Origin of the sequence: Halalkalibacter nanhaiisediminis (assembly GCF_007830185.1) — a bacterium.
GTDB classification, from domain to species: Bacteria; Bacillota; Bacilli; order Bacillales; family Bacillaceae_D; genus Halalkalibacter; species Halalkalibacter nanhaiisediminis.
The window spans coordinates 489,334-501,892 of the sequence record NZ_VLKZ01000001.1 but is presented as its reverse complement, the minus strand read 5'-3'; the positions used below and the strand labels follow the sequence as shown (position 1 = coordinate 501,892).

Below are 12,559 nucleotides of genomic sequence, written 5' to 3'. Positions count from 1 at the left end.
CCCCTTTTGTATATTTAATTATAGATAACAAAATATAGAAATCACATAATGAAAATAACAAAAAAATCACTAAAACATTAAATAATTAATGTATAAAAGGAGAAATCATTTAAAAATGAAAATTGATGATATTGATAGAATGATATTAGATGAATTACATATTAATAGTCGTCTATCCATGAGTGAGATTGGGAGGAGGGTTAATTTATCTTCTCCTTCTGTAACAGAACGAGTAAGGCAAATGGAGTCCTTTGGCATTATCAAGAAATACACATTGGAAATTGATTATGAGAAGTTAGGGCTGCCTATTCAATGTATAATAGAGGCTACCGTTAAAAACGGTGATTACAAGGCTTTTAAAAATTTTATTCAAAAGTTCCCAAACGTGCAATTTTGTTATCGTGTAGCAGGTAATGCATGTTATATGCTTAAAATGCACTTTGATACCTTTTCAAAAGCGGAGCAATTTATAGAAGAGGTAAACCCCTACGCACAAACGGTCACACATTTTATTTTTTCACAAGTACCCATAGAGCCACAAATTAACGGAGCTATCTTCTCATGAAAATATAGAGAGATTGTTACACTAAACTGTCCTCTATTTTAATATTAATTTCCTTTTCAATATCCCCAAAAAGTTGCGTTTCTTATGTAAGGAACGCCCCATTACTTTAAGTGTATCTGTTCACACACTTAACCTATGCAACGGTTTTTAATCCTTTAACGGCATGAGAATCCACTCTATTAATTTGGCGGATCCTCATTCCGTTATTTGCTCTAAATTTGAGGGCACACCCGTTTAACGTTCTACTTCGCTTTTACCTTACATTGGGACACTTCTACTGTTCCCCATTCCATCAAGATTCTTTGCTTCAAAGTTATCGAGCAATTCACGCACTTGATCTGGTGACTCTGTGATCATTAGTTGATTTCTCAATTCACTTGCCCCTCGAAATCCTTTAACATATATCTTAAAAAAGCGATGAAGAGCAGTCTTAAACGGACGTAGCTCTAATTCTGCATATTTATCATGGAGATCTAAATGCAATCGTAAAAGATCAAGTAATTCCTTACTGCTATGATCTTTCGGCTCTTTTTCGAAGGCAAATGGATTATGGAAAATACCACGACCGATCATAACCCCATCAACACCATATTGATCAACAAGCTTCAAGCCAGTTTGACGATCAGGAATGTCCCCGTTGATTGTCAAGAGTGTATCTGGTGCCACACGATCACGAAGTTTCTTAATCTCTGGGATCAGCTCCCAATGAGCATCTACTTTACTCATCTCCTCTCTTGTCCGCAGATGAATGGAAAGATTCGCAACATCTTGTTCCAATATGTGCGTCAGCCATTCGTGCCATTCATCTACATCCGTGTAACCAAGCCTTGTCTTTACACTTACGGGCAATCCGCCTGCTTTTGCTGCTTGTATTAAATCTGCTGCAACTTCCGGACGACGGATAAGGCCACTTCCCTTCCCTTGCTGTGCCACATTGGGTACAGGACAGCCCATATTGATATCCACACCCCTAAACCCAAGTTTCTCCATACCAATACTCATTTGCCGAAAGTTTTCAGGCCTATCTCCCCATATATGGGCTACAATTGGTTGTTCATCCTCTGTAAAAGTCAAGCGCCCGCGAACACTTTGCTTTCCCTCTGGGTGACAATAACTCTCACTGTTTGTAAACTCTGTAAAAAACACATCGGGTCTGGCTGCCTCACTCACTACATGGCGAAAAACAACATCCGTCACATCTTCCATTGGTGCGAGTATAAAAAAAGGTCGTGGTAAATCACGCCAAAAATTATCTATCATATTCAAATTCAAATCCTTTCATGATGGGACACCAGTCAAACCCTTATCCCAAAATTAAAACCAAAATGTTTCTGTTTCTTTTTACACTTATACCATGCCTAAGCCCTTTTTATCAAACTGATCAGAAATGTTTATTTTAACTAGCAAGAGTATGTTTAGTTAGACATCTTTCATTCCAAATCCATCACTCAGTCAACATGTGCCAAGCGTATGTGGCAACCTGTCGTTTCAATTGATGAACTTCTACAATCACTTCTAATTTCAACACCTTTACACCTAATCTATTTTAACTCCACAGAGAAAACGTGGTCAATTCAGTTTTACTATCATATAAACCATCGCCGTCTTATCTCTTCCTTTACTTCACTCTTGATTTGTTTTATGATATAAATCGTAATGATTACGTTTATCTAACTTGAGGAGGGTTAAACATGGCAAAAAAATCAAAAGTGGCAAAAGAAAAAAAACGTCAAGAGCTTGTCGCTCGCTATGCTGAAAAAAGAAGAGAACTAAAAGCGAAGGGTGATTACATAGGATTAAGTAAGCTTCCTAGAGATTCTGCCCCTGCCCGGTTAACGCGAAGATGCGAACATACTGGCAGACCTCGCGGTGTTCTGCGTAAATTTAGGCTTTCACGAATTGCCTTTAGAGAAATGGCTCACAAAGGGCAGATCCCAGGCGTAAAAAAATCAAGCTGGTAAGAAAGTAACGGAAAGGATGTGGAAAGATTGGAAAAGCAAATACCTTTAACGATAGTGACAGGTTTTTCTTTAAAAGGTAAAAATGAATTACTAAAGAAAGTGTACTCAAATGATGGTAATAAACGACTAAAGGTTCTTTATCATGATACCTCGTTTACATTTATTAAAAACGAAGAAGAACCCCTTCCAATGACAAGCTTTATTGGAACAGCTGTTCATGATGCAGAGGTCACGCTTTCCAATCTGGACACATGGATAGAGCAACAACCGCAGTGTGATATTGACGAAATCGTACTAGATATTTATCCATTTACAGATGTATCGTATCTGCTTGATTCTCTTGTATCGAATACAAGCATGTATCTTCACTCACATATTCACGTCATCGGTGCAGATGAATTTTGGTCTGCGTACTTTTCAGAACACGAAATACAATTTACATGCTCTGAGACTAAAGAAAGAATAATATACACACTCGGGGAAACGCTCATGAGCCAACTAGAGATGGCTCAAACAGTCGTACTTTCTAATAGCGATAGCCTCTCATTTGAAGAGCAAGGTGAGCTCACTACTTTTATTCAAACGCTCGTTCCAACATCAACGATAAAAAGAATCGATGATTTTTGTTGGGAACATGAAAAAAGAGAGACCACCTTTGAATTAAAAGGAGCCTCCTATCTCTATACACAGCAGGTAGATTTGTTTGAGTCGAGAAATGATATTCCGATTATTGGCCATTATGGTATTGACACGTATGTGTTCAAAAGCATATATCCAGTTGATTTTCCTAAGTTGGAACAATTTTTTTCCAAACTTCCTAATGAAGTCTTCCGGATGAAAGGAACATGTTATAACCCATCGTTAAAAGAGAGCTATATTATCTCGCAAGTTGGTTCTTCCGTTCAAGTTAATACCTATGAGGTTGATTTATTGCCCTTAGACGGCGTTTTATCCGAGTTTCTTTTTATTGGTGCAGAACTTGACCGCGTACATCTTAAGAATTGTTTAGATTTCTGCCTTCATATACCGGAAAACACTCGGTATCTAGGTTAAAGATAAATATAAGGGTCTAGTGGGGGTTGAATTCTTTCCCCGCTTTCAAGCTGAATAGTCGGTATTTTAAAACCGTCTGACTTTTTGACATTCAACTTCCCTTTTACTTTGACCCATTCATTTTCCTTCATGCCATGAGCGGCACCGTCTTCTATATTTAAAAAATAAATTGAATTTGTGATATTGTGAAAGTTTCATCTCAGTTACTACATTCATCTTATTTTTAGTACTTATAACTAGCATATAGTATCTGTTCATATAAATCGGTTAACCTTTCAGACTCATCTTCGGATAATACCATTGCACCATAAATAATAATTCCCTCTTCTGCATCTAGGGATACGTATACGATATCTTCATCCTTTCTACTTTCCCCCATTTCAGCCATTTCAGCGGGGATTTCCTTATTTTCTATCCATTTCATTAATTTCTCTATTGAGAATGGTTCTCTCTCGAAAAAAACACTAGTTCCGCTTTCTACTAGTTCTAATACATCTGAATTATCTAAATGCTGCAATTGATCAGACATAAAAAAAATAGCAAGGTAATCTTCGGATGTTATGTTTTCAATATCGATATTTTCTACAGAGTTTTGAAATTTTGAAGGAGGATTATATTTTTCTGAATCTCCAACTAAAGCAATTTTATGTCCATCCTCAATGATTTTATTTATTAGCTCATGGAAAGGAAGGTCATGTGAAGGATGAGATGACAAGTCTTGTTCATTTTGTTCTGGCGTTTCAGAATTTATGTCCTGTTCACTTCCATTTGGAGAAGCTCCCATACCACAGCCAGTTACATGCAATGAAATAATTGTAAAAATAAAAGCTAAGAAAAGTTTTTTAAATATCATTATATTTATCCTCCTAAAATATGAATCTCCAACTTAAATAAATTACAACCTATTTACTATGTATTTAAGTTAATAAGAAAAATCATACTACATCAACTGAAACTAAAGTCAAAACTTTTAGAAGTCTATGGAAAGGAACCTTATCCTCACAGCTGGACCGAACAAGATATTCAGAAAGGTTCAAGAAGAACAATCATGGAGTATTTCAAGAATAACTTAAAGTAACAAACTGTTTATCAAGATAGACTCTACGGATAATAAATATAATATTGAAAGCAAATAAAAGCTAGGTAAGGTATAAAATAAACTGAAATGTCGAAAACAAACTCTGATATCTGATTTTCTATTAATAAATTAAAAAATACCCAAACTATTATAAAACTTAATAACCATGATGCACATAAACTTAAAACAAACTTAACTAATTTTATAAATTGTTCATCCTTCGATAATAGTACAAAAATAATTGAGATAGAAATGTAAGCAATCATGGTATAAGTAATAATTTTTGGTAAATCCATAATCATTCTACCCCCTCCTTTTCTCATGATTAAAGCTATGGGCTCCCGTTATGTGAATGCAAATAAGAGTGGTGCTCCTTGCATGTTTTCACTGATGACAGTTTTTTCGAATGTTTCGGCGTGTTGTGCTTCTTCTGTTTCCCAAACTTCCCAGCCAACTGCTTAACAGTATGAAATGTTATACTTAAACTATTGAAGCATTTTGTAAAGAGTGATAAAAGAAATACTTTTTTAGTGTTTGAATTTATAAACAATGGGGTGAATTCATTTGGATTATCTTTTATAAATTCTATTGGGGTTAATTTTCTTTAGTGTATTAGTAATTGTTCTTCAAAACTTAATTGATCGTTCAATAAAGCATTTTAAAGAAATAGAATATGAAACGAAAATTAAGGAACTTGAAAATCGAATTGAAAGATTGGAAAAACAAAATAAGTGAATATTGCCACTCAAAAAGATCCACTCAGGATTTAGTAATCGATCCTTTGCAGCGAGTTGTTCTCAGCTCAAATGGCAAGTGCCTTATCGAGTTCCACCCTTTTATTAACTTCTGAAACGAATAAAATCTTTTTAGTTTCCTAACAAAGATCTATTAACTTTCCTTCATTTAGAAATCATCATTTATTATATTTAGAGATTCTATTATCAAAGCTGTCTCATCAAAATCATTTTATATTATTAAACTCTAAAAGGTAGGACTAGACACTAAATTTTGAATATGCTTCGCTAAGATACTTACTCCTTTTTCTAAAATTCTCTTTCCCTTCAAAAACAAATGAAAATCTAATTGAATTATTAGAGTTTGTTTCCAAATCATTAATTTTTCTTACGAGTTTTTTATCACTGGAAAAGAAAGACCACTTACTAATATTTTCCCATTCGATTGTCGCTTGTTTTAGCCTCAAATCAATTATTTCTGAAGATACAAATGTTCCACTACCTTGAATCCCCTTTAAGTAACCTAGAGATTTTAATTCATCAATCGCTTTGACGATTGTACTACGATTAACATTATACTTTTTAGAAAGCTCATTTTGAGTAGGGATTTTTAGATAAGGTGGCCATTCTCCAGATGTAATCTTTTCTTTTATATCTAAAACAATTAAATGATAGTTAATCAAAATTGGTACCCCCTTACTATTTGTTTGTTCTTTTTCTCCGAAATTTGTTGATTTCTATAACAAAATTCTATTATAGAATGATTTTAGATTTAATACAAAATATTTACAAAAGGTGGAGTAGAAATGAACAATTTTAAAGAGAATGGTTATAATGTATTTGATTTAAACGACAAATTATCTCCAACATTTTTAGAAAAAGAGCTTAAAATAATCCAAGAATCCTTCACACTAGGAATTAGATCCGTAATTCTTATCGATTTTCAACCAACTATTGTACCTGAAGCTCAAGAACAAAAAATGAATGAAAGTATACTTGTAGCGGTTTAAATGAAGGTAAGAATATTTATTGCTTATGCTCTTGCTGTTATTTTGTGGGCATCTGCCTTTCCTGGTATACGAGTTGGACTAGAACATTATTCACCAGAACACCTTTCATTATTACGACTATTATTAGGGTCTGTTGGTTTAATAATCTTTGGATTTATAGAAACAATTGGATTACCTCACTTAAAGGATGTTCCCATCATATTGTTACTTGGATTTCTCGGTTTTTCAGTCTACCATACAGCCTTAAGTATTGGAGAGCAAACTGTAAGTGCAGGAGTAGCATCTTTGCTGGTATCCACAACACCTATTTTTTCAGCCATACTCGCTACTATTTTCTTAAGAGAGAAGATGACGCAGGTTCATTTCACAAAAAATAGTTTTCATAGCGTCTCACAAGCCTTGTATCAAAAGTGTTAGCGTTGTAAATCCGCATTTTCCTAACGCTACCCCTTTCTAAGTCAATTATTCTCCCATCTGGATCATAGACAAAATAAAATTAGTTAACGTAGAGAAATTCAATTAACCCAATTACAACCAATACAACCAACCAACAAATAAATTAAATAAATGAATTCCATATTGTATGGCTCAAAAGTAAAAAAGAACCGCATGACCTTTGCAGTCACGCGGTTCTCAGTATGGATGATTTGATGGAGACGGTGGGAATCGAACCCACGTCCAGAAATAACGACACTTACGCTTCTACGAGCGTAGTCATTGTATTAGCATTTCGCCAACACTTCGGCCCAATGACAGGCTTTAGTGAGGCTAGTCTGATTGTTCTCTTCCTTCACCCTCAGACGGAGGGTAACCGGCGTAGCCCACTTAGAGTGAGTCCCAGATCCTACCACATGGGCGATGGAGGGTGGAACCGCAAAGCGCTATTAAGCTGCTAGTGCGAAGTTATTGTTTTCTTTGCCAGTTAATTGGCTTTGGCGTTTTAACGAGGCCGACCCCCTCGACTCGCCACGTAAGCACGAACTATCCCTGTCGAATCCTAAACGTCCCCAAATTAGAAACTACAAACACTCTTATTCAGAAGTGATGTAGGTAAAAACGTTGTCCAGAACAATGACCTGCTCTGGACTTCTAATTATAGCATATCAGCAAATAGATGCAACTGGTAGGTTTTACCCCTTCTGACGCTCTCTAAGTGCACGGTCGATATCACGCTTTGCGTCTTGACGCTTAAGTGTCTCACGCTTGTCATAATTCTTTTTACCCTTAGCTACACCAATCAAAACTTTCGCAAAGCCATTTTTCAAGTAAACCTTCAATGGCACGATAGAATACCCTTTTTGCTGAGTCTGTCCGATTAATTGGTTAATTTCCTTTTTGTGAAGGAGTAGTTTACGCGCACGAACTGGGTCATGATTATAACGATTGCCTTGCTCATATTCACTAATATGCGCATTATGAAGATATGCTTCTCCATTTGAGATGCGGGCAAATGAATCTTTTAAATTCATTCTACCTGCCCGCATTGATTTAATTTCTGTTCCTTTTAGTACAATACCTGCTTCAAATGTTTCTTCGATAAAATAATCATGACTAGCTCGTTTATTTTGAGCGATCACATTACTTTCCTTTTTAGCCATCTACGACACCCTCTTGCCTCAAGTCATTACTTTATGATAGCAAATAGAAAAGAAGGGCGTCAAACTCCTATTTGCGACGCTTCTTTCCTTTTTTGCGTTTTACACTTGGTGCATTTTCATAAAAAGCTTTCTTCTTGTTTTTCTTACGACTAGACCCTGACTTTTCCCCTTGTTTAGAGCTCGCTCCATCACGCTGTTTACGTTTACCACCTTCAATAACCTTTGGACGACTTTGTGATTCGCGTTTCTTACGAGGCTTCATCCCGACGATTTCAAAATCGACAGACGCTTCATCAACATTGACGCTAACCACACGCACTTCAATTTCATCGCCAATTCTAAATACCTGTCCCGTTCTTTCACCGATCATCGCATAATGCTTTTCATCATAGCGATAATAGTCATCCGTTAAATAGCTGACATGGACGAGACCTTCAATCGTGTTCTCAAGCTCAACAAACAAGCCAAAGTTTGTCACACCACTGATCATTCCTACAAATGTCTCACCGATTTTGTCTTCCATATATTGAGCCTTTTTGATGCTATCTGTATCACGTTCAGCATCAACGGCACGACGCTCTCGCTCTGAGGCGTGACGGGTAAGCTCAGGTAATATTTCATTCATACGAGCTTGCGTATTTTCATCCGTCTTGCCATTGATTAAATACGTACGAATCAAACGATGAACAAGCAAATCTGGATAACGACGGATTGGTGATGTGAAATGGGTATAGAATTCCGTTGATAAGCCAAAGTGACCAAGGCTATTCGTATCATACTTTGCTTGTTGCATCGAACGAAGCATGACCGTACTAATAACCGTCTCCTCAGGCTCTCCTCGTACTTCCTCAAGAAGCTTTTGAAGCGCTCTTGGATGAACCGTATTGGCATTCCCGCGAACGACGTATCCAAAATTTGTAATAAACTCAAGGAACTTGTTTAGCTTATCAGGATTTGGATCTTCATGAATACGATACACAAATGGAAGCTTCAACCAATGGAAATGCTCAGCAACTGTTTCATTTGCACAAAGCATAAATTCTTCAATAAGCTTCTCTGCAACAGAACGTTCACGTAACACAACATCTATCGGTTTGCCTTCTTCATCGACAAGTACTTTTGCTTCTTTGAAATCAAAGTCAATAGCACCGCGGTCAAAACGTTTCTTTCTTAATATCGCAGCTAAAGTCTCCATTTCCTCAAAGAAAGGAACGAGTGACTCATAACGCTTAATCGTCTCTTCATCTTTGTCTACCAAAATCTTGTTTACATCTGAATACGTCATTCGTTCAGTCGTACGAATTACACTTTGGAAAATTTCGTGCTTCACAACTTGACCAGAATGATCAATTTCCATTTCGCAAGATAGAGTCAGACGATTCACTTTTGGATTCAAACTACAAATACCGTTTGATAAACGATGTGGAATCATCGGAATAACTCGGTCCACTAAATACACACTCGTCGCTCGGTCTGCTGCTTCCTCATCAATTGGTGATCCTTCTGTCACATAGTGCGTCACATCAGCAATATGAACACCTAAGAGATAGTTCCCATTCTCGAGTTGTTTTACATGGACAGCATCATCTAAATCCTTAGCATCTGCCCCGTCAATGGTCACAATCGTTTCATCCCGTAAATCCCGCCGATTCTTCAAATCATTCGGATCAATCTCATCAGGAACCGCATTCGCTTGTGCTAGTACTTCATCTGGGAACTCAATTTGAATACCGTGTTTGTAAATGATCGAGAGAATATCCATACCTGGGTCGTTTTTATGCCCAAGAATTTTCACAACTTCACCCTCAGCACTCATTCGGCCATCTGGGTATTTTGTGATTTTCACGACTACTTTATGGCCATCTACAGCACCCTTGTCATTCCCTTTTGGAATAAAAAGATCATTTGGAATTCTCTTATCATCAGCAACAACAAAGCCGTACTTTACCTGATCGACATACGTACCGACAACCTCAGTTGTCCCTCTTTCAAGGATGCGTATGACTTTTCCTTCAGGGCGAGACCCAGATGATTTTTGATGAAGACGAACTAAGACTGTGTCACCATTCATCGCACTTTCTAAATCAGATTGTGTAACATACACATCATCTACGCCTTCTTGTTCTGGAATAATGAAAGCGAAGCCCTTCGCATGTCCTTGAACACGACCACGGACTAGATTCATTTTCTCAGGTACGCCGTAACGATTACTACGTGTTCGTACAATCAGCCCTCTATTTTCCATTTCATTCAGTGTTTTGACCAGCTCTTTAAACTCTGTACTTCCTTCAACCTCTAACGCTTCTTCAATCTCAGTCATAGAAAGAGGTTTCTCCGCTCTATCGCGAAAGTACGTCAATAATTGCTGGATTTGATCTTCATTTATCATTTTAAACTCCTTTCGTTTTCGAACAGCTTCTTTCTATTCTAAGTTTTATGATTAAACGGTCCAATCAAGTCCCTCTAGGAACTGATAGACGTCCTCATGAAGCTGCTCCTTTTCCTTACCTAGTGTAATAACATGTGTTGATTCCTCATACCATTTTAACGATTTCTCATCCGCTTCAACATTGTCATGAATAATATCTGCACTATTTACATCAATCATTTCATCATGACGAGCCTGCACAACAAAGACTGGTGAATAAATATGGTCTAAGTGCGCTCTGACATCCTCAATGAGCTCTTGAAGCGCTTTTAACGTTCCCATCGGTGTTTCTTTAAATGCTTCCATCTCTTTTTTAATTTGCTCTGAAGATTTCTGTTCGTATTTTTTATATTCTTCTGCATAAGCTAAAACACCTTTATACATCGCATCCTCTGTTTTCGGACGCATTGGTGCACACATTGGCACAATTCCCTTTATAGGTAAAGTGTAACCGATTTTTAATGAGAATACCCCTCCAAGTGAAAGACCTGCCACTGCGATCTCATCATATCCTTGGTCCTTTAAAAATTGATAGCCTTCTTCAACATTTTTCCACCAATCATTAGGTCCTGTATGAACAAGCTCTTCTGGCGGTACACCATGCCCTTTATAAAGCGGGGCATGACATGTATAACCTTTCTTTTGTAAGTGTCGACCAAGCATTCTTACATCTGCTGTCGTTCCTGTAAAGCCATGTAATAATAAAACTGCTCGTTTCCCACCTTCAAATGTAAATGGTTTAGGAGCAACCACTTTCATGCTCATCTTCCTTTCAATGTAAAAAGTTGGTTAGTTCCTAGTTAGAAAAAAATTAGGCTTTTTTCATCCTAGGTTGAGAGCATAGACTCATGCAAGCTTTCTTCAAATAAAGTGTAAACGTTCCACTACCGCTGAAGTGACTTCTATTGGCTAGACGTTGGTGTTTGTTATCTTTGAATTTTGCGATTGATCACACAAAAATGTTTCGATTCTCTTTATTAATTGATCACGCTCGAAGCCATGACAGATCATATGCTTCGTCTCAGGCAAAAACTGAATCTCCTTCACCTTTGATCCTATCGTTTCATATAAATAAGTTGCGCTTTTCCGTGGAACAATCCCGTCCAATTCACCTTGTAAAATAAGCGTCGGAATTTGAACACGACTCAAATATGGCTTAATTCGCTTCACCGCCTGCATAAATTGAAAAACAGCAGACATTGGCGTTTCAATCACTTTCTTACGATATAGCTGGTAATGTTCATCACGGTCAAGTTCCCCACGTATACGGAGCCTGACAACATCTTTTAATTCTTGTAATAGCTGCAATGGATTCACATAATAAGCCGCAGCACTCAAAAGCACTAATTTCGAGACTGGATATTTTGAAGCGATATAACCAGCAAGCATGCCACCCATTGAAAACCCAATGACATACACCTCATCACAACGCTTGAGCAATTCTAATGCTGCCACCTCGGCAGTATAAACCCATTCTTGATAAGTGATATCCTTTAAATTACCATCAGGGCCATGACCAGGCAGTGTCGGCGTATAAACAAGCCAACCTTTCTGCTCTAGAAAATAGGTCGCTACAGGCTCAACTTCCCACGGCTCTCCAGTAAAACCATGCAGACAAAGACAACCAATCATGCTCCTTCACCTTTTTCCTCGTAATACTACGATTGTACCCGAAAACAAGTGAACTAAATCATTTAGAAGAACTAGAATCGGATTGAGGGTTCTTCATGTAGCACTACTTACTCACTCTCTCCTCTATTCTCAACGAAGCCATAGATGACCAAGTCGATTCCAAGTTCTTCTTAACCCAATATACTAAAGAAAGCAGTAGGTATCACACCTACTGCCCTCGAGATTACATAAAATATGCCACCGTAATGGTAAGAATAAAAAACAATACGGCAAGAACAATTGTAGCTTTACTAAGCACCGCATCAATTCCGCGTGCTTTTTGCTTTCCCATAAGCTGTTCAGCTCCACCTGAAATCGCTCCTGAAAGACCAGCACTTCGGCCTGATTGCAGTAATACTACCGTAATTAATGCAATTGAAACGATAATCAGTAAAACCATAGCAAGCGTTTGCACCTTTATTACACCTCCAAGCACAGTATGTGCTTCTACTACTGTAACA

General features: G+C 37.3%; 14 protein-coding genes and 1 other RNA gene. 5 read left to right on the top strand and 10 right to left on the bottom strand.

The features are described from left to right. The first annotated feature begins 115 nt into the window (after positions 1 to 115). Complete coding sequence (locus tag IQ10_RS02260; RefSeq protein WP_144448851.1) at positions 116 to 565, top strand: Lrp/AsnC family transcriptional regulator; 450 nt, start codon at positions 116 to 118, stop codon at positions 563 to 565. A gap of 258 nt (positions 566 to 823) precedes the next feature. Here the strand turns inward: IQ10_RS02260 and IQ10_RS02255 are convergent, their stop codons facing one another. Beyond that, positions 824 to 1,825 (bottom strand): tRNA dihydrouridine synthase, encoded by a 1,002-nt coding sequence (locus IQ10_RS02255; protein WP_144448850.1) that lies wholly within the window; start codon positions 1,823 to 1,825, stop codon positions 824 to 826. A 431-nt stretch (positions 1,826 to 2,256) separates the two neighbouring features. On the opposite strand from IQ10_RS02255, the gene rpsN reads away from it, so the two are divergent. Next, the gene (gene rpsN / locus IQ10_RS02250; protein WP_144448849.1) at positions 2,257 to 2,526 is read left to right on the top strand and encodes a 30S ribosomal protein S14; all 270 of its coding nucleotides are present in this window, start codon (positions 2,257 to 2,259) and stop codon (positions 2,524 to 2,526) included. Positions 2,527 to 2,553: 27 nt separating this feature from the next. Next, a complete protein-coding gene (locus IQ10_RS02245) occupies positions 2,554 to 3,579 on the top strand; it encodes a GTP-binding protein (protein WP_144448848.1) in 1,026 nt (341 codons plus the stop codon). On the opposite strand, the gene IQ10_RS18680 is transcribed toward IQ10_RS02245, so the two are convergent. The 3 genes from IQ10_RS18680 to IQ10_RS02235 all read right to left on the bottom strand — a co-directional run bounded on the left by IQ10_RS18680 (position 3,576) and on the right by IQ10_RS02235 (position 6,074). Next, a complete protein-coding gene (locus IQ10_RS18680) occupies positions 3,576 to 3,734 on the bottom strand; it encodes a TIGR03943 family putative permease subunit (RefSeq protein ID WP_367613646.1) in 159 nt (52 codons plus the stop codon). The genes IQ10_RS02245 and IQ10_RS18680 overlap by 4 nt on opposite strands. A 68-nt stretch (positions 3,735 to 3,802) precedes the next feature. Further along, the gene (locus tag IQ10_RS02240; RefSeq protein ID WP_144448847.1) at positions 3,803 to 4,432 is read right to left on the bottom strand and encodes a hypothetical protein; all 630 of its coding nucleotides are present in this window, start codon (positions 4,430 to 4,432) and stop codon (positions 3,803 to 3,805) included. 1,219 nt (positions 4,433 to 5,651) lie between these two features. Further along, positions 5,652 to 6,074 (bottom strand): winged helix-turn-helix domain-containing protein, encoded by a 423-nt coding sequence (locus IQ10_RS02235; RefSeq protein ID WP_158639965.1) that lies wholly within the window; start codon positions 6,072 to 6,074, stop codon positions 5,652 to 5,654. Between the two features lie 123 nt (positions 6,075 to 6,197). On the opposite strand from IQ10_RS02235, the gene IQ10_RS02230 reads away from it, so the two are divergent. Together IQ10_RS02230 and IQ10_RS02225 are read left to right on the top strand one after the other, a co-directional pair. Then, complete coding sequence (locus IQ10_RS02230; protein WP_144448845.1) at positions 6,198 to 6,401, top strand: hypothetical protein; 204 nt, start codon at positions 6,198 to 6,200, stop codon at positions 6,399 to 6,401. Next, a complete protein-coding gene (locus IQ10_RS02225; protein WP_144448844.1) occupies positions 6,402 to 6,818 on the top strand; it encodes an EamA family transporter in 417 nt (138 codons plus the stop codon). A 231-nt stretch (positions 6,819 to 7,049) separates the two neighbouring features. Here IQ10_RS02225 and ssrA read toward each other — a convergent pair. The 6 genes from ssrA to secG form a co-directional block, all read right to left on the bottom strand. Continuing rightward, positions 7,050 to 7,410, bottom strand: a transfer-messenger RNA (tmRNA) gene (gene ssrA, locus IQ10_RS02220). A gap of 121 nt (positions 7,411 to 7,531) precedes the next feature. After that, positions 7,532 to 7,999, bottom strand: coding sequence for an SsrA-binding protein SmpB (gene smpB / locus IQ10_RS02215; protein ID WP_144448843.1), 468 nt, complete (start codon positions 7,997 to 7,999; stop codon positions 7,532 to 7,534). A 67-nt stretch (positions 8,000 to 8,066) separates the two neighbouring features. Continuing rightward, positions 8,067 to 10,388, bottom strand: coding sequence for a ribonuclease R (gene rnr / locus IQ10_RS02210; protein WP_144448842.1), 2,322 nt, complete (start codon positions 10,386 to 10,388; stop codon positions 8,067 to 8,069). Positions 10,389 to 10,439: 51 nt separating this feature from the next. Continuing rightward, entirely contained in the window at positions 10,440 to 11,186 is a 747-nt protein-coding gene (locus IQ10_RS02205) for an alpha/beta hydrolase (RefSeq protein WP_144448841.1), read from the bottom strand. Between the two features lie 150 nt (positions 11,187 to 11,336). Continuing rightward, positions 11,337 to 12,059 (bottom strand): alpha/beta hydrolase, encoded by a 723-nt coding sequence (locus tag IQ10_RS02200; protein ID WP_144448840.1) that lies wholly within the window; start codon positions 12,057 to 12,059, stop codon positions 11,337 to 11,339. Positions 12,060 to 12,282: 223 nt separating this feature from the next. Then, entirely contained in the window at positions 12,283 to 12,513 is a 231-nt protein-coding gene (gene secG / locus IQ10_RS02195) for a preprotein translocase subunit SecG (protein ID WP_144448839.1), read from the bottom strand. Between the last annotated feature and the right edge of the window lie 46 nt (positions 12,514 to 12,559).

Excerpts from the sequence above, each read along its gene's own strand:
- IQ10_RS02240 (WP_144448847.1), bottom strand. The coding sequence starts at position 4,432 with ATGATATTTAAAAAACTTTTCTTAGCTTTTATTTTTACAATTATTTCA.
- IQ10_RS02230 (WP_144448845.1), top strand. The coding sequence starts at position 6,198 with ATGAACAATTTTAAAGAGAATGGTTATAATGTATTTGATTTAAACGAC.
- IQ10_RS02260 (WP_144448851.1), top strand. The coding sequence starts at position 116 with ATGAAAATTGATGATATTGATAGAATGATATTAGATGAATTACATATT.
- smpB (WP_144448843.1), bottom strand. The coding sequence starts at position 7,999 with ATGGCTAAAAAGGAAAGTAATGTGATCGCTCAAAATAAACGAGCTAGT.
- IQ10_RS02205 (WP_144448841.1), bottom strand. The coding sequence starts at position 11,186 with ATGAAAGTGGTTGCTCCTAAACCATTTACATTTGAAGGTGGGAAACGA.
- IQ10_RS02225 (WP_144448844.1), top strand. The coding sequence starts at position 6,402 with ATGAAGGTAAGAATATTTATTGCTTATGCTCTTGCTGTTATTTTGTGG.
- rnr (WP_144448842.1), bottom strand. The coding sequence starts at position 10,388 with ATGATAAATGAAGATCAAATCCAGCAATTATTGACGTACTTTCGCGAT.
- IQ10_RS02255 (WP_144448850.1), bottom strand. The coding sequence starts at position 1,825 with ATGATAGATAATTTTTGGCGTGATTTACCACGACCTTTTTTTATACTC.
- IQ10_RS02200 (WP_144448840.1), bottom strand. The coding sequence starts at position 12,059 with ATGATTGGTTGTCTTTGTCTGCATGGTTTTACTGGAGAGCCGTGGGAA.
- rpsN (WP_144448849.1), top strand. The coding sequence starts at position 2,257 with ATGGCAAAAAAATCAAAAGTGGCAAAAGAAAAAAAACGTCAAGAGCTT.